General features: G+C 41.6%; 12 protein-coding genes and 1 tRNA gene. 6 read left to right on the forward strand and 7 right to left on the reverse strand.

The genetic code is table 11. The features are described 5' to 3' along the window. Positions 1–3: 3 nt before the first annotated feature. From RT761_RS10910 to RT761_RS10935, 6 genes are all read left to right on the forward strand, one after another. Complete coding sequence (locus RT761_RS10910) at positions 4–1788, forward strand: V-type ATP synthase subunit A (protein WP_246465133.1); 1785 nt, start codon at positions 4–6, stop codon at positions 1786–1788. Continuing rightward, a complete protein-coding gene (locus RT761_RS10915; RefSeq protein WP_218111456.1) occupies positions 1781–3190 on the forward strand; it encodes a V-type ATP synthase subunit B in 1410 nt (469 codons plus the stop codon). The genes RT761_RS10910 and RT761_RS10915 overlap by 8 nt, the downstream gene beginning before the upstream one ends. A 2-nt stretch (positions 3191–3192) precedes the next feature. Beyond that, entirely contained in the window at positions 3193–3798 is a 606-nt protein-coding gene (locus RT761_RS10920; RefSeq protein WP_218111457.1) for a V-type ATP synthase subunit D, read from the forward strand. Between the two features lie 944 nt (positions 3799–4742). Then, positions 4743–5909, forward strand: coding sequence for an IS481 family transposase (locus RT761_RS10925; protein WP_218110800.1), 1167 nt, complete (start codon positions 4743–4745; stop codon positions 5907–5909). Positions 5910–6101: 192 nt separating this feature from the next. After that, the gene (locus RT761_RS10930) at positions 6102–6830 is read left to right on the forward strand and encodes a metallophosphoesterase family protein (protein WP_218111458.1); all 729 of its coding nucleotides are present in this window, start codon (positions 6102–6104) and stop codon (positions 6828–6830) included. Between the two features lie 9 nt (positions 6831–6839). Further along, a tRNA-Arg gene (locus RT761_RS10935) sits at positions 6840–6916 on the forward strand. 643 nt (positions 6917–7559) lie between these two features. On the opposite strand, the gene RT761_RS10940 is transcribed toward RT761_RS10935, so the two are convergent. The 7 genes from RT761_RS10940 to RT761_RS10970 all read right to left on the reverse strand — a co-directional run bounded on the left by RT761_RS10940 (position 7560) and on the right by RT761_RS10970 (position 17365). After that, the gene (locus tag RT761_RS10940) at positions 7560–9017 is read right to left on the reverse strand and encodes a hypothetical protein (RefSeq protein WP_218111459.1); all 1458 of its coding nucleotides are present in this window, start codon (positions 9015–9017) and stop codon (positions 7560–7562) included. Positions 9018–9143: 126 nt separating this feature from the next. Next, positions 9144–9542, reverse strand: a complete 399-nt coding sequence (locus RT761_RS10945) for a GIY-YIG nuclease family protein (protein ID WP_218111460.1) — start codon at positions 9540–9542, stop codon at positions 9144–9146. A 1151-nt stretch (positions 9543–10693) separates the two neighbouring features. After that, positions 10694–13090: a glycoside hydrolase family 94 protein gene (locus RT761_RS10950; RefSeq protein ID WP_218111461.1), complete on the reverse strand. Its 2397-nt coding sequence runs from the start codon at positions 13088–13090 to the stop codon at positions 10694–10696. Between the two features lie 65 nt (positions 13091–13155). Then, positions 13156–14409, reverse strand: coding sequence for an extracellular solute-binding protein (locus RT761_RS10955; RefSeq protein WP_218111462.1), 1254 nt, complete (start codon positions 14407–14409; stop codon positions 13156–13158). 139 nt (positions 14410–14548) lie between these two features. After that, entirely contained in the window at positions 14549–15421 is an 873-nt protein-coding gene (locus RT761_RS10960) for a carbohydrate ABC transporter permease (protein WP_218111463.1), read from the reverse strand. Between the two features lie 6 nt (positions 15422–15427). Beyond that, positions 15428–16342 (reverse strand): carbohydrate ABC transporter permease, encoded by a 915-nt coding sequence (locus RT761_RS10965; protein WP_218111464.1) that lies wholly within the window; start codon positions 16340–16342, stop codon positions 15428–15430. Between the two features lie 24 nt (positions 16343–16366). Then, entirely contained in the window at positions 16367–17365 is a 999-nt protein-coding gene (locus RT761_RS10970; RefSeq protein ID WP_218111465.1) for a LacI family DNA-binding transcriptional regulator, read from the reverse strand. Between the last annotated feature and the right edge of the window lie 460 nt (positions 17366–17825).

Here is a 17825-nt window from a genome sequence, read left to right on the forward strand (position 1 = left end):
AACGTGCAAAAAGAAACGAACGGATTCATATTGAGCATTAACGGCCCGGTAGTCATTGCTCAAAATCTTTCCAATGCCAAAATGTATGATATGGTTAAAGTTGGAACGAAAAAATTGGTCGGTGAAATTATTGGAATACACAATGAAGATGTTACTATTCAGGTCTACGAAGAAACCGCTGGCCTCCAGCCTGGAGAACCGGTTGAGACGACCCATGAACCTTTGAGTGTCGAACTCGGGCCTGGTTTAATTTCCAACATTTTTGATGGAACCCAGCGACCTCTTGAAGTCATCTTACAGTCCTCTGGAAACTTTATCGCCCGAGGAGTAGAGGAACCAGCTCTTAATCGGAGTAAAAAGTGGGACTTCAAACCTCTGGTTAAAGAAGGAACCCGAGTTCAAGCTGGTGACATTTTAGGTGAAACCCAGGAGAGTACAACTATTAATCATAAAATTATGGTTCCTCCAGGGATCTCAGGAACCTTAGCTGAAATAAAAGCTGGGTCTTTTACAGTTATCGAACCACTAGCCACCATCCAAACCGATGAAGGAGAGGAGTATTCAATTACCATGTTGCAACGATGGCCGGTTCGGACTGGTCGCCCCTTTGCTAATAAGCTTATTTTAGGAGAACCTCTTATCACCGGACAGCGAGTTATTGACCTTTTCTTTCCTATCGCCAAGGGAGGAGTCGCTTGTATTCCAGGACCCTTTGGAAGTGGAAAAACCGTTGTTCAACATCAGCTGGCTAAATGGGCTAATGCCGATGTCATCATCTTCATTGGATGTGGAGAACGGGGAAACGAGATGACCGATGTTTTAATGGAATTCCCCGAGCTAATCGATCCCTATACCGGTGAACCCTTGATGAAAAGAACGGTATTGATTGCCAATACTTCGAACATGCCGGTTGCTGCTCGTGAAGCCTCGGTTTATACTGGAATTACTATCGCTGAGTATTACCGAGACATGGGTTACAACGTAGCCTTGATGGCAGACTCCACATCTCGATGGGCAGAAGCCATGCGAGAAATCTCCGGACGCTTAGAAGAAATGCCCGGAGACGAAGGTTTCCCTGCTTACTTAGGAAGTCGAATTGCCAGTTTCTATGAAAGAGCTGGAAAAGTTAAATGCCAAGGTTCTGATGATCGTTACGGGTCACTCAGTGTTATTGGAGCAGTTTCACCTCCAGGTGGAGACCTATCCGAACCAGTCACCCAAAATACTCTTCGGGTTGTACAAGTGTTTTGGGGATTAGAAGATAAACTGGCTTATAAACGGCATTTTCCTTCAATCAACTGGTTGCAAAGTTATTCAATTTATGTTCAGAACTTAGAAGCTTACTGGAAACAAAATGTTGCTCCTGATTTTGCCCAGCTGCGCAGTGAAGCCTTGCGACTTCTCCAGCAGGAAGCCGAATTGGATGAAATTGTTCGTCTGGTAGGCGTGGAATCGCTCTCATTCAAAGAGCGTTTTGTTTTAGAAATTACCCGTTCTATTCGGGAAGACTTCTTACAGCAGAATGCTTTTGTAGAAATCGATACCTTTACTACCTTACGAAAGCAATACTTGATGATGAAAGTGATTTTGGTTTATTACCAAGAGGGCATGAAAGCTCTTGATCAGGGATATTCTCTAAAAGAAATCCTTGCTATACCGGCTCGTGAACGAATAGCCCGAATGAAGTTTGTCCCCGAAGAGGAATTATCAAAATTAGAAAATTTAATTGGAGAAATCCAAGATCAAGTAAAAGCCAAAATGAGGGGGGAGGTTGAAAGCAATGTATAAAGAATATTTAACCATATCTGAAGTTAACGGCCCCCTATTAACCATTGAACAAGTTACTGATGCTCGCTATATGGAAATTGTTGAGATTGAACTCCAGGATGGATCTCGTAAGAGGGGTCAGGTGCTCATGACCAGTAGCAATCAAGCTCTGGTTCAAGTTTTTGAAGGAACTGAAGGAATCGGTATTGGCCAAACTCGAGTAAAATTTTTAGGACGGGTTATGGAGTTACCGGTGTCACCTGACATTTTGGGAAGAATCTTTAATGGTTCTGGTTTTCCCATCGATAACGGGCCCGAGATTTTCCCTGATGCTCGCTTAGATATCAACGGGAACCCGATGAACCCAGTAGCTCGAGATTATCCCATCGACTTCATCCAAACCGGAGTATCAGCCATCGATGGACTGAATACTTTAGTCAGAGGACAAAAACTTCCGATATTTTCTGGTTCTGGACTTCCTCATGCTCGTTTAGCCGCTCAAATCGCTCGACAGGCTAAAGTTTTAGGAGAAGCTGAAACCTTTGCGGTGGTTTTTGGCGCTTTAGGAATTACTTTTGAAGAAGCCAACTACTTTATTTCTGAGCTCCGTAATACCGGTGCCATTGAACGATCAGTTCTTTTTATCAATTTAGCCAATGACCCGGCAGTCGAGCGAATCATTACTCCCCGTATGGCTTTGACAGCTGCTGAATATCTGGCTTTTACCATGGATATGCAAGTATTGGTTATTCTGACCGATATGACCAATTACTGTGAGGCTCTGCGTGAAATTTCTGCCGCTCGAAGAGAAGTGCCGGGACGCCGGGGTTATCCAGGATATCTCTACACCGACTTAGCGACTATGTATGAAAGAGCCGGTCGTATTCGAGGGAAAAAGGGTTCAATTACTCAAATTCCTATTCTCACCATGCCAGAAGATGATAAAACTCATCCTATTCCTGACCTTACCGGATACATTACCGAGGGTCAAATTATTGTTAGTCGCCAGCTTTTCCGAAAGGGCATTTATCCGCCGATCGACGTTCTTCCATCTTTATCTCGTTTACGAGATAAAGGTATTGGTAAGGATAAAACTCGTGAAGACCATTCCGATCTGGCAAATCAGCTTTTCGCTGCTTATGCCCGAGGTCGTGAGGCGGTTGAATTGGCAACCATTCTGGGTGAAGCATCACTCACCGATATCGACAGGATTTATATGAAATTCGCCGAAGAATTTGAAGCGAAATTTGTCAAACAGGGAGAATATGAAAACCGCAGTATCGATGAAACTTTGAATATTGGTTGGGAATTACTCAGAATGCTTCCAAAAGAGGAATTGAAGCGAGTTCGGGATGCTTTTATCGAAAAATACTATGAATCTGAATCATCAGAATCATCAGTTCTGACTCAACAGGAGGATTGAGAGTGAGACTGAACGTCAATCCGAACCGGATGGAATTAATGAAGCTTAAAAATCGCCTGGCTATGGCCAGGCGTGGCCATAAACTTCTCAAGGATAAACTTGATGCCTTAGTTCAGGATTTTGTGAAAATAATCCGTGAAAATCGCAACCTACGGCAAGAAGTTGAAAAAGATATCATTAAAGCCTTCGAAGCCCAGAACAAGGCATCGCTCATGCTTTCCGAACAAGATAAAGAATTAGTCACCACCATGACTCAACAAAAAGTTATTCTTGATGTCAGTACCCGTCATATCACCGGCGTAAGAGTTCCTCATTTTGAAGTCTATCTCGAGGGGAATCCCTATGCCTATGGTTTGATCAATACTCCTGCTGAATTAGATGAAGCATTCAGTTCTTTCTTTCGGGTTTTACCGCTCATGATAAAATTAGCCGATGCCGAAAAAACTATTGAGCTATTAGCTGTCGAAATCGAAAAGACCCGCCGGAGAGTGAATGCTCTCGAGTATGTTTTGATTCCGAATTTGGAAGAGACTATTAAATATATTAACTTTAAACTTGACGAATTAGCTCGGGGAGCCATCACTAGCATCATGCGAATCAAGCACTAACTCTTCTATCCTGAAAATACCAGAATGATTTTTTATAGGTAACTCATATTGAGTAACTTACCAGGATCTCATCCTGGGCTTTCACCCTCATCCTGACCTTCTCCCATCAAGGGAGAAGGAACTCTGAATTCTTTTGTTCTTTTTTCCCTCGCCCCTCGGTGGGAGAGGGCTAAGGTGAGGGGGCAACTTATTTTCATATTCATCTGGTGCTGCGAAAGCAGCATGAAGGTCTATTCTGAAAATACCATCTTATAAATTCCCCCATTGAGGGGGGATAAAGGGGGGTGTGCCTTTAATCGGTCATCCTGAGCCCTCGCTTTTTGAGGGCGTGAGGATCTCATCTTTTAAGTTTTTTCTTCATAAATACTTTAAATGATGAGATTCTTACGTCGTCCGGCAAAAACACCGGACTTCTCAGAATGACTAAGTGGATGGTAGAGATTGCCACGTCGCACAAGACGCTCCTCGCAATGACGGATTTAGATAGGCATTTTCATCCTCATCTGGTGCTGCAAAGCAGCATGACGGTCTATCCTGAAAATACAGAATGTTTTTTAATGTTACTTTTTTATAACAATCAACCATAATCTCATTCTGAACTTTCACCCTCATCCTCACCTTCTCCCATCAAGGGAGAAGGAACTCTGATTCGTCATTGCGAGGAGCGAAGCGACGTGGCAATCTCTTGAGTTTAATCTTTTTTATTCTTCTCCCTTTGGAAAAAGGAAAATGGTTCGGGATTCGATTTTTCCCAATTCTTTCAAATCCCCCTAACCTTTTTTCTTAAGAGGGAGCTTTTTTCCTCACCTCTTCATGGGAGAGGTTAAACTTCTTTTTTTCGCTCGCCCCTTGGTGGAAGGGTATGATCCGGACACATAGGTAACAGAAAGTTCCTGACACATAGGTAACACTTTGTATACTACTGGCATAAGGAGGAATGCCTTATGCCATGGACGGAGGTACACAAAGTGGATCTCAGACAAGAATTGATTTATCGTTATCTCAACAAGGAAAAGGTGACAGATTTGTGTCGAGAATATGGAATCTCTCGAAAAACCGCCTATAAGTTTATTCATCGTTTTCAAGCCTTTGGTTTGGATGGACTTAAAGATCAATCCCGACGTCCTCATCACCTGGCGGGTCAAACTGATGCCCTGACCGAGCAAATGATTCTGGATACCAAATTCAAGCATCCCAGTTGGGGAGCTAAAAAGCTCAAGCCCGCCTTGGAAAGACAGTATCCCGATATTGTCTTTCCAGCAATCAGTACCATCAGTGCCATCTTATCTCGCCATGGACTGGTGAGATCACACCCTCGTCGATTGAGAAGAAGTGTGCCAACCAGTCAACTTCGAACCAGCCATGAACCCAATGAGATCTGGTGTGTCGACTTTAAAGGACAATTTCGAACCCAAGATCGGAAATACTGTTATCCTTTAACCATCACCGATCACTATAGCCGGTATCTCCTTGCCTGTGAAGCTCTTTCCTCTCCCAGCATTCAAGAATCCCTTCCGGTCTTCAAAGAGTGCTTTTCCACATATGGTCTTCCCCAGGTGATCCGCAGTGATAACGGGAGTCCCTTTGCTTCTCTTCACTCTCCCTTTGGACTCACTCAACTCTCGGTGTGGTTAGTGAAACTCGGCATCATCTTAGAGCGCATTGATCCGGGACATCCAGAACAAAATAGCCGTCATGAACGGATGCACCGCACCTTAAAAGAAGAGGCCTGTCAAAAACCAGCCACCAATCTTTTCACCCAACAAGACCGCTTTGAAACCTTTAAAACCATCTATAACACCGTACGACCCCATGAAGCAATCAACCAAGAAACCCCAGCTTCCTGGTACCACAAAAGTGACCGGCCCTATCCAAAAACCTTAAGTGATTGTGAATATCCTCATCATACGCTCACTCGTAAAGTCGATTCCTCAGGACGGATTTCTCTTTATGGCAACCGTCTGATCAGAATCAGTAAAGTCTTTGCTGGTGAACTTCTCGGATTCAAAGACTATACTCATTCCTGGTTAGTTAGTTTCTCTACCTATGATATTGGTATAATTGATAAAAAGACCCTTACTTTTGAATCAACGGAGATTCAAGATGATTAAAAAGTGTTACCTATGTCCTTAGACTAAAGTGTAACCTATGTCCCCGTTCGTACAAAGAGGGTCAGGGTCAGGGTGAGGGGGCACCTATTTTCACATCTTTATCTTTTGCTTAAAGACACACCACAATCTATCCCTCTCTTTTAAGAGAGCGATAGAATAGCTTGATTATTTAAAGAGGGGTGGGACTGATATATGAAAATTGCCATCTTAGCTGATATTCATGGAAATTTTGATGCATTAGAAGCAGTATCGCTCCAGCTAAATAGTGTTGATAGTCTGGTTGTTCTGGGAGATATTGTCGGTTACGGTGCAGAACCAGAACGTTGTGCTCAGTGGATTATAAAACAAAGAGCCGATACTATTTTAGGAAATCATGACGCTGCCTGTGTTGGAATCCTTCCTATAACCTGGTTTAATTCCTTAGCTGCTGATGCGCTATTTTGGACCAAAAATCAAATCTCCATTTATACCCAGAGCTTTTTTCAAAAAATACCTCAAGTCGTATCAGGATTTGTTAATGCTCATTGGGTTCATGGGAGTTTAAGAAAGCCCTTAGAAGAATATGTAGATATGGTCGAAAATGCTCGGGAAATATTCAATAGTCATGACTTTCAAACTTGTTTTTTTGGTCACACTCATGTTGCTGAAGCCTTTCTCTTCCACGAAGGGAAGGTTTTACATCCCCAATTTCCCGAAGGAGGAGAGATTCAACTTCAGTCCCAAAAACGCTACTTGATTAATCCGGGAAGCGTCGGTCAACCTCGCGATGGGAATCCCCAAGCCTCTTTTGCTCTCTATGATACCGAGACAAGTATAGTCAAAATCAATCGAATTCGGTATAATATCCAGCGGGCAGCCGATAAAATCATCGCTGCAGGACTTCCGGAATATCTTTCCTTACGTTTGTTTTCTGGACGATAAACGAAATAAGCGCCCGTAGCTCAATTGGACAGAGCGTCGGCCTCCGGAGCCAAAGGTTGGAGGTTCAAATCCTCTCGGGCGCACCACTTTTTCTTTCCGATTTTTAATTCCTTTTCTTCTATCTTTTATATGCAATCTTTGATAAATCCAAAACACCCAATTATTAGGTTATAATCCTTGGACTTTAAATACTTTTTAAGGGCTTGATTTTCTATAACCGAAAATAGTTTTAATGGATAAATCGTCTCATTGGTAAGAAGTCGCTCGTTAATTATGAAGAGGAAAGGTACTTACTAAGAGGATAATTGACACCAAACCTTGAAATAAAAAAGCCACGGACTCTAACGAACTTTATACCTTCTTCCCGCTAAGGTGTTTAATGGCCACTCACTCATCCTTAGCGTTTCAGGAGAGAACTGCCATCTTTCTTCTCAGAAAGACTTCGAATCTCTTTCCTTCAGGATAAAAGATTCTTTTTTCCATCCTCCGGCATTCAGTACCTCAGAATCCGTGGTGATCATTATATTACTAACTTTTTAGTTAAATGTCAAATAATAAGAGAGTCTAAATACGGCCTAGTAAAGCGATTTTATTTTTATAATCCAAATTTTTTCCTTATTATAGACAAAATAATTCAAAAAATGGAAAATACTGAGATAGAGAAAGTAATATACATCACTTATCTATCAATTCCTTTTTCTCAACAAACTGAACAAATAGACGATATCTCTATTTTATTTGCCATACATGGACAACTGGCTTAGCTTCATCGGCAAATAACTCGAGAACATAAAGGAGACCATTGGCTCGATCGTAAGTTATATCACCAAGGCGGTAACGACGCTGGACTCCAAGTCCTAACATTTCCAGTTCGATTCCCGTTGGATTGAGAAAGAGATGATCATCAATATCCAGGAATGCATAAGGTTGAGGCTGGTAAGATTCAAGTTCTCCAGTAGCAACTTTTGCTAAATCCATTGGATCATAAAGAATAAAACGAGCATTGAAACGGGAACTCCACCATCCTCGATTAGAAGTAGGATTGGAACATACTGCCGAACGCTCATCGGGGTAGGGAGTCCCATCAGCCAATCGGCAAAGAGTAAACTGACCGATAAACTCTTTTTCTACACAGGCGTATTCCGGTCCATCAGGATGGAGGTAACCATACCAATAAAGATCACCGCAGGATTTGGTCCCTGCAAAAAGAACTGCGCTTTTCCCTGATTGGGTTGTGATCCAAGCCCCACCTGTCCATTCATCACCATGTTGATAACCATTCAAACACCGGGTGACATCGGGGGTGTTTAAAGAGCTCTCATATAGTAACAATACTTTTTCCTCCAATCGCGATCCTGAATCAGCAGGTGTTCCATAGTCATCAATCCAAGGGCAATAAGCAAATAAGCAAGGTCCCATGCCTGACCATCCACCATCTCGGAAACGTCCGGTAGCAAGAGGTAAACCTCCCAAGTATTGTTTTGCCCACTCAAGTGGAATCTCAAAAAGATAATCATTAGTGCTGTAAAATGATTGATTCCCAATATACCAAGAACCCTGCATATTCGGAGATGACAAATCAGTGGCAAACCATGCCTGAGAAGGGACCATAAAAGCTGAATCTTCTTGAAAATGTTGGCCCCAGGTAATGTGGATAATTGGGCCAGTCGCTGGATTATCAAGATATTGCATACCAACTCGAGGTATTTCATCCAAGTTGGAAAAAAAACCAGTATCAATATTCAAAAAAGGTTGGAGAAACTCAGCCTGGTTGAGATGAGTAACTAAATTAGATTTCATCGGTACTGGGATATTGATTTCGGCAACTTTATTCCCGTCAGGCAATTCTCCATAAGGTATTCGATTATGACCCATGACAAATAAAGATCCTGGGAAGCCATCACTCGGACCATTGGGATCGCCAGATGGATTAAAAGTCATTGCCTCCCCACCATAGGCAAAGGTGTTCGGTCTATCGCCATCATCGGGAAGACGAAAAGCGCCTAAATAGGAAAAATTTTCTGGGTGTAGTACTACTGATGTGGTTTGACTACTGAAGGTTTCAAACAACTGAGAATCCTCTTGATTTATTTGAGTTGGTTTTTCTATTGTTTCTCCTGGAGTAGAATAGTCCGCTATTATCCAAATAGTCATGAACAAATAAACCAAAATTGCCATTCTTTTCATTTGGTTCACTTCCTTCAGGAAATCCAGATTTTAAATTATATGAAAAGCAATCGGGAAAAACCAAATTTATAAAGTTGCACTATTCAAATAATTAGGGAAATTGAAATTTCCGTGAAGACCATTGATTTAACTATTAAAAAAAATTGTGTAACCTGGAGGCAAACCCAGAGAGCTGTGACTTCCATTCAGATGAAATAAATGCGATCCACATGAACAGTCAGACGAACCGAATTTGCTGACTGGTGCTGTTATTCCTGGTTGAAAGGCAAGGTGTTTCGCCAAACCACATTCATCGTTTCCGTCATAAGTTATTATTTTTTCCAATTTTGCATAGTGAAGAAGATAATCAATATGCCAGTGAAGAGTTTTATTTTTTCTTTGATGCCTTTCTAAGCGGGTTTCGAGGTTTTTCTTAGCTCTTCCTACATAAATATATTGACCTGCAGGGAAAGAAAACTGACCGAGTTTACCTACCGGTATATTGGTTATCTTCGGTAATTTTAAAAAGAGTAGATAGGTGCTCATAGTTTCGTCTTTTTGTAGATTTTTTAGATATTATATATCTATCCTGAAAATACCATCTTATAAATTCCCCCATTGAGGGGGGATAAAGGGGGGTGTGCCTTTAATCGGTCATCCCGAGCCCTCGCTTTTTGAGGGCGTGAGGATCTCATCTTTTAAGTTTTTTCTTCATAAATACTTTAAATGATGAGATTCTTACGTCGTCCGGCAAAAACACCGGACTCCTCAGAATGACTAAGTGGATGGTAGAGATTGCCACGTCACTTCGTTCCTCGCAATGACGGATTTAGATAGGTATTTTCATCCTCATCTGGTGCTGCTATGCAGCATGGGTGCCTATCCTGAAAAGACAAGGACATGATAAATCAAGCCTCTACAAAAGAACAAAAAACATAAGGGCACAATGTATTGTGCCTATTCTTTAATTAATGTAGCGACATGCCATGGCATGTCGAATCCAGGCCTCACCCTCATCCTTACCTTCTCCCATCAAGGGAGAAGGAACTCTGACTCGTCATTGCGAGGAACGGAGTGACGTGGCAATCTCTTGAGCTTAATCTTTTTTATTCCTCTCCCTTTACCTAAAGGGAAAGGGTTTGGGATTCGATTGGTTTCCAAATAATTCAAATCCCCCTAACTCCTTTTTCTAAAGGGGGAGATTCATTTCCCTCGCCCCATCGTGGGAGAGGGTCAGTCAGGGTGAGGGGGGTAACTTTTTTCTTCCTCAAATGGTGCTACAACGTAGTTAACCGAAGAAAAAAAGCCCATAAAAAAACCACGGACTCTAACGAACCTTTTTGCCTTCATCTCACTGGGAAGGTTATTGTTATAAGCTTCCTCAGTGTTTCAGGATCAGACTTCCATTTTCCCTCTCGGAAAAACTTCGAACCTTTTTCCTTGCGGTTAAAAGTTCTTTGTTCTAACCCTCCGGTCTTAGAGTTCCTCAGAATCCGTGGTAATTATTATATTAAATGATGCATCCTCTTTTGTCAAATTTCAGAAGGGGAGCGAAGGGGTATTGGTTAAGCAATTTTAAAAAATGAAACACTCATTATTGCTTGGAATAACAAGGAAAATTTAAAAAAGAAAAAATCTTAAAAAATTTTAAGGGCTTTTATGCTTTCATCGCTTCATGTTCTTGCTTTATCTGTCTTTTAATCTTCACCTAAAGTAACTTCAACCCGATGTTCGCTCCCTGGAGAAAAAACTGGAATCGTTTTACCCGATAATAAATTTCCATCTACTTTTAATTCATACTTCTCATTTGGTTTTCTCTCAACCACAATAGTGTATAGAACGCCACGAAACCAACGTTGCACCCGAAAATCCTGCCAATCGGCAGGAATACAAGGGTCGATGATTAAACCTTGATAATCTGGTCGAATCCCTAATATCCATTGAGTAGCTGATACCAAAGCCCAGGAAGCGGTTCCGGTCAACCAAGAATTTTTTGCTTCACCAAACCGGGGATGATCAGGCCCAGCTATCATCTGAGCATAGACATAAGGTTCTTGTCGGTGAATTTCAGAAATTTCCTCTCTCGAAGAAGGGCTTATAGTTAACCAATAATTCCAGGCTTTTTCAGCTCTCTTTAATATACACTCAGCTATAATAGCCCAAGGATTTGGATGGCAAAAAATACCGGCATTTTCCTTTAAACCAGGTGGATAGGATGTACACTCTCCTAAATGTAAAGAAAACTGAGTGAAGGCCGGCTTCTGGAGAATAATACCATGAGGGGTAGCCAGGTATTTTTCTACTGAATCCATAGCGGCCTTTCCTCGTTCCGTGTCAGCTAACCCACACATAATTGCCCAAGGTTGAGTTTCTAAAAATATTTTCCCTTCCTGGTTTTGCTTTGAGCCCACAGGTAAACCTCTATCATCATACGCTCTCAAATACCATTCACCATCCCAACCCCATTGGTTTATTCGATCGACCATTGTCCTGACCTCTTTTCGAAAACGGGAAGCATCATCGTTTTTCTCGATTATTTCAGCAATGTGAGCCAGCTCTTCACCTGCTGCAACAAACATCTCTCCAATGAGAATTGATTCAGCAACTTTTCCTTCATTTTCGGTAATCAAGTTTAAATTCAGACAATCATTCCAGTCAGCCTGCCCGATCAAGGGTAAACCATGAGGTCCAAGGTTGTGAAGAGTATATTCCAGAGAACGGAGTAAATGTTGATAAAATGTCGCAGGATTTCCACCACCAGCAAAGGGCACCATTTCGTTTAGAATTGTGAAATCACCAGTTTCTTTAAGATAGCTAGCGGCAGCCAAGACTAACCAAAGAGGGTCATCGTTAAAACCGGCTCCAATTTCATCATTCCCCTGTCGGGTAAGTGGTTGGTATTGGTGATAGGCACCTCCTAATTGAAATTGAGTCGATGACAAATCCAGCAAACGTTCTCTAGCCTTATCAGGTATAAGATGGACAAATCCCATTAGGTCTTGATTGCTGTCTCGAAATCCTATTCCCCGGCTAATTCCTGATTCAAAGTATGAAGCCGAGCGTGATAAATTGAAAGTAATCATGCATTGGTATTGGTTCCAAACATTGATCATTCGATTAAAATGGGAATTAGGAGTTTGAACCTGAAAACGACTAAGAATATTATTCCAGTAAGTTTTAAGCTTTTCTAAAGCCCGAACGACCTCGTTTTGATCATTAAAGCGTTGCAAAAGAGACGGGATCCCCTCCTTATTCACCCGTCTCTCGACAATAAATTTATGCTGTGTTAGGTTTTCCTTGTACCCCAATAGAAATTGAATACGTTCCTCATGTTGAGAGGGAAGGGTTACCTTTATCTGATGAACTCCAACAGGCGCCCAACCACAGGCAATTGAGTTGGAGGTTTTTCCTTCTCTCACTGCTATAGGTGAATCCAAAGAGCCGTACGGACCAAGAAAGCTCTCTCGATCGGTCTCAAAACCTACAATATTTCCCACCGCACCAAAAAAAGCATAATGGTCTCGTCTTTCTCGATATTCAGTAATATGGTAAATTACTCCTTCTTCAACCTCAACTTCTCCAATATTGAGGTTGCGTTGAAAGTTGGTGGAATCATCCAGAGCATTCCACAAACAGAATTCAATAAAGGAAAAAACATCCAGCTCAAGCAATTCCTTTCCCCGATTAGTAAGTTTAACCGACCAAATTTCCATTTCTTCTCGAGGTGGAACAAAATAGGTGATTTCACATTCGATTTCTCGGTAACGAGAAGAAATGATAGTGTAACCCAATCCATGCCGACAACGGTAAAAATCCAACTTTTTTCTCACTGGTTGCCAGGTAGGAGAGAAGAAATCCCCGTCAGGGAAACGGATATATAGATAACGACCTCCTTCATCTTGAGGAATGTTGTTATAGCGGTATCGTAGGATCCGGCGAAGACGAGCATCTCGATAAAAACTGTATCCACCGGCGGTATTGGAAATTATACCGAAATATGATCCTTCCCCCAGATAATTAATCCAAGGCTGAGGGGTATCCGGACGTTCGATAACATACTCTTTATTTTGATCGTCAAAATATCCATAACGCAAGGATTTCTTCCTCCTTTGTTGTCATCAGGACAGCTTTCTCTTCCGACGACTCATTGTCATGATAATTAATCCCGAGCTAATGCTCGATTTACCCTATCAGCAGCAGTATCAAGATATTCTTGAACTTTTTCATCAGAATACGTTCTTGCGATATAGGCAGTCAGAATATTTCGAAATTCTTCTTGAACAGCGTTTTCAACATCACCCCATCGAGCTAAAGGTGGATAAGCAGTGGCATAGGAAAGGGTGGTTTGGAAAACTTTCCAAACTCCTGACTCATAATAGGGGTCTTCATACGCTTCCAAAAGGGCAGGTAACATGTGTGAAAGATTTTGAGTGTAATCAACCAGGTTTTGTTTTTCCAAAAGAAATTTGATCCATTGCTTTGCTGCCTCTTGATTGGAGCTGGCTTTGAGAATAACTAAATTACTACCCCCTGAGAAAGAAGCTCGACCAACAGGGCCGGCGGGAGGTTCTACAACGTCGTAGTTGAGGTCAGGGTTTTCTACCTCAATATTGGCAATATTCCAGGGACCCATGAAACACATTGCCACGTTCCCGTTGATGAAAGCCGAATCAGCTTGGGGTTGGTTGTACTCGGCACACGCTTCATCTGCATAACCATTTGCTACCAGGCCAACATACCATTTCATTGCTTCGACACCAGGAGCCTCATTAAAAAGTGCCGTCTTGGTTTGCTCATCAACCAACACTCCTCCATGAGCCCAAAGAACGATCGCCCAATTATGAAGAAGATCCCAAGCATTGGTTCCTGCAATTGAAATAGCCCGGCCTTTCCCAAATTCTTCGTTAATCCGATTACCAACTTCGTAGAGTTCCTGATAGGTCTGAGGTGGTTCCACGCCAGCTTGCTGGAACATGTCCTTGTTATAAAATAATGCTCGGGTTTCAGCAAACCAAGGGACACCAAAGGTTTTGTCTTGATAGGTAGTGGATATATAGTTGGCCTTCATAAAAGCACCGGCTCCACCAAATTCATTGATGTCAATTTCAGTTAATCCACCCGTTGCTGCAAATTGAGGATTCCAAGTTGTTCCAACTTGGAAAACATCCACACCCTCACCAGTAGCGATAGCAGAGGTGATTCGCGTCCAGGCATCTCCCCAACCAACAATCTCATAGGTAACCGAGATACCGGTTTGTTCTTTGAATTCAGCGACAGCTTCGTTCAACCAAGGGATATGAATATCGTCCGGTGCATTGGGCATGAGCCAGAAGTTGATGGATTCAGTCGCTTGCACCGCTATCGACACACAAAAGACCAACATGAAAGACCATAAGAAAATTTTTTTAAACATCTTCCTTCCTCCTTTAAATTATAAGCTTATAAACGATTTAAACCTTATCAACTCCAACGATTATCCGCTTCATATCCAATCTCCAAAAACCACCTCCTTTATAAGTAAAAGGAACTTGTCTTCCCCCCTATATCAAAAATTATCCTTTGGTTGCTCCTCCTACTAAACCTTCAATAATCTGTTTTTGTACGATAGTAAATAGAATGAGAACCGGTATAGTTACAATGACTGAAGCAGCCATCATCCCAGCCCAGCGAGATTCCTGGGTGGTGATGTATTCTAAAAGACCGATAGCAACCGTTTTGGTCTCAGTCCCGGTGAGAACCGAGGCAAAGAGCATCTCATTCCAAGCCATAATGAAACCATATATGGCCACTGCAGCAATCCCTGGTCTAGCCAAGGGAAGAATAATTCGAAAGATAATGCCCAAGGTGCTACAACCATCGATTTGAGCCTGCTCATCAATTTCTCTTGGAATACCGGCTAAAAAGCTTCGAAGCATGAGAATACTGAAAGGTAAAGCAAAGGACGTGTAAGTGAAAATCATTCCAAAATAGGAATTTCTCAGCTGAACACCGGTATAGCGATTAAAAACCACAAACATAACATAATAAGGAATGAGAAAAAGAATACCGGGAAACATTTGAGTTAACAACAAAGATCCAACGTATGGTTCTTTCAATCGGAAGCGAAATCGAGATAAACTATAAGCAGCAAATAGGCTCAAAAGAATTGAAGCCAGCATCGTGCCTCCACTAATGATCATGCTGTTTCTAAAATAATCAAGCATCCTCACCGTCTGATTGATTCGGATGTAATTCTCCCAAGTAAAATGACGAGGAATCCAGCGAGGTGCCAGCTCCGGATCACGAAAGTCAGCTGACTGGATTTCTAATGTGCTTTTGAATGAACCTGAGACCATCCACAAATAAGGAAATAGAACAACCACTACTACAATGATTGCTCCAACATAAATTCCAACCATTCTGAATATTTTTCGTCCAGAATTCATGTCTTTTTACTCCTCAATCGTTTTGCCGGGTTGGAAGAGGCGGGTATAGACAATGGCAATAACTATTGTCAATACAACTAGTCCCATTGACATGGCTGCTCCTAAACCAAAATGAAAATTTTGAAAAGCTTCGCGTAAGATGAGGGTAGAGGGTACTTCGGCATAATATCCCGGGCTTGATCCCAGCATAGCTTTAAATTGATTGAATGCATGAAAGTTCCAAATAATACTGAGCAGAATATAAATTTTACTCACCGGTTTTAAAAACGGAAAGGTTACGTACCGGAATACCTGCCAGGGAGTCGCTCCGTCAGAGAGAGCAGCGTCTTTTATTTCGCGTGGGACACTTTGCAATGCGGCAAGAAGTAATAAACAGCCTAGCGGCCAACCCTTCCAAATACTCGCTATAATTACAGCAGTCATAGCTCGAGGACCCACTAACCACACAACTGGTTCTTTTAATAAACCAAGCGAAATAAGGTATTGATTGACGATACCGATCCGACTTTGGAAGATGAATCGCCAAACAGAATAGGCAACCGAATCAGGCATAATATAGGGAAGGAGAACCAGACCTCTTACTAATGTTCGACCGAAAAATTTTTGATTCAGTAGAATCGCAACAGCCAGGGCGATAACATAACCCAGGCTGATAGTAATACCCCCGTACAAAACTATATTATAAAGAGAGCGGAGAAAATTCTGCCCTTCCTGTAGATTGAAGCTAAAAGCCCAACGAAAGTTATCTAAACCCACAAAGGGAGCCTTGGTCCAATCTGAAATGGTGAAAATGTCCAGGTCACGAAAGCTGATCATAACCCCCCAGATAATTGGGAAAAAGTGAACCAACAGCATTGCCAAAACCGCTGGTAAAATGAGAAGATATGGCGTTAGTGGCTTAACCCTTTTTCCCGAGAACATTTTATCTCTCCCCTTGTTTTCTTTTTAGGTAATCACCAGATCCGGCCGAAGAACTACTCCTGGTAGATCTTTACCCTCCTGAATAATCCGGATAATCATCTCTGCAGCCATCCGTCCTTGTTCATAAAGCGGGTTATGAATGCCACCCAACCATGGTTCAACAGCTTGAATGAGCGGTAATCGATCTCCTGTTAACAATAAAATCTCCTTTTTGGGGCAAATACCTTTTTCTCTCAGAGCTCTCAACGCTCCAAATGCCGTTGGATCACTGCAGCATATCAAAGCATCAATTTTTTGATTTTGTTCCAAAAGTTCAAGGGCTGCCCGATAACCACCTTCTACCGTAAAATCGGTGCGGCTCACTAAATCACTTCGATAAGGGAGTCCTTCCTCATTTAAAGCATGACGATATCCAACCTCTACACTAACTTTGTTGAGAAACAAAAAATTCTCTGGTTCTTGGGTAAGTCCAATAAAACGCCGTCCTTGAGAGAGAAGATATCGTGTAGCCAGATAACCAGCTGCTTCAGCATCAATTTCCACATAATTATGGGTTTGATGGGGATAGCTATACCCGAGAGAAACAAAACGGTATCCTTTTCTTGAAAATTCTCGAACAATCGCTCCTGCTTTGGCCATGCCGTAAAGTATAACTCCATCAACATTTCCCGTTCTGGTCAAACGTACAACATCAGTTAAAAACCGATCACCATTTTCCGGAACAGTCAGAATCATGTCATATCCCGCTTTGGTCAAGACATCGTGCGCACCCCGCATTTGTTCCTGCATACCGGGATCAGTAAAAACAAACCGAGAACCAAAGGGAACGACAAAACCGATGGTATCTGTTTTGCGGCGTTTGAGATTGCGAGCGGTAGCATTCGGATGATAATCGAGACGACTCATTGCCTCTTTCACCCGTTTAACAGTATCTTCTTTAACCTTGTCGGTATTGTTGAGCACTCTGGAAACAGTTTTAATAGATACCCTTGCTTCACGAGCGACGTCGTATAAAGTGGTCATTTTGCAGGTCCCCCTCCAGCATCTTCTATAATATCTTCCAATTGAGATATATAAATTAAATCTATTTTATAGAGTTGTTGACATTCTTATTAAAAAATGACTATGTCCTACGCTGTCATTATAAAGAGTAGATATGTATATGAATTATAAACTGAATATTGTCTCTATATAAAAGTTTTTTGTTTTATTGCATCTCGTTTTTGAGATGAATGGACATTATTAAATTATTATAATGTCCATCGTTGTCATTTAGTATACACAATTGACCTAATTTGTCAAGCCAATATATATAGAAAAGTTTTTTTGCTGGTTAAAATCTATTTTTTAACATAAATTAACAATATGAGTAAATATGAATGGGTTTGTTTTCTACTTATCTCAATCTTCCTGGTGAAATAATATCTATCGTAATGCTTCTTCAACTTTAACGATTATCAGAAAGTCGCTTATAACCTATTTA

Origin of the sequence: Atribacter laminatus, from assembly GCF_015775515.1 — a bacterium.
GTDB classification, from domain to species: Bacteria; Atribacterota; Atribacteria; order Atribacterales; family Atribacteraceae; genus Atribacter; species Atribacter laminatus.

Excerpts from the sequence above, each read along its gene's own strand:
- RT761_RS10915 (WP_218111456.1), top strand. The coding sequence starts at position 1,781 with ATGTATAAAGAATATTTAACCATATCTGAAGTTAACGGCCCCCTATTA.
- RT761_RS10925 (WP_218110800.1), top strand. The coding sequence starts at position 4,743 with ATGCCATGGACGGAGGTACACAAAGTGGATCTCAGACAAGAATTGATT.
- RT761_RS10930 (WP_218111458.1), top strand. The coding sequence starts at position 6,102 with ATGAAAATTGCCATCTTAGCTGATATTCATGGAAATTTTGATGCATTA.
- RT761_RS10940 (WP_218111459.1), bottom strand. The coding sequence starts at position 9,017 with ATGAAAAGAATGGCAATTTTGGTTTATTTGTTCATGACTATTTGGATA.
- RT761_RS10945 (WP_218111460.1), bottom strand. The coding sequence starts at position 9,542 with ATGAGCACCTATCTACTCTTTTTAAAATTACCGAAGATAACCAATATA.
- RT761_RS10955 (WP_218111462.1), bottom strand. The coding sequence starts at position 14,409 with ATGTTTAAAAAAATTTTCTTATGGTCTTTCATGTTGGTCTTTTGTGTG.
- RT761_RS10960 (WP_218111463.1), bottom strand. The coding sequence starts at position 15,421 with ATGAATTCTGGACGAAAAATATTCAGAATGGTTGGAATTTATGTTGGA.
- RT761_RS10965 (WP_218111464.1), bottom strand. The coding sequence starts at position 16,342 with ATGTTCTCGGGAAAAAGGGTTAAGCCACTAACGCCATATCTTCTCATT.
- RT761_RS10970 (WP_218111465.1), bottom strand. The coding sequence starts at position 17,365 with ATGACCACTTTATACGACGTCGCTCGTGAAGCAAGGGTATCTATTAAA.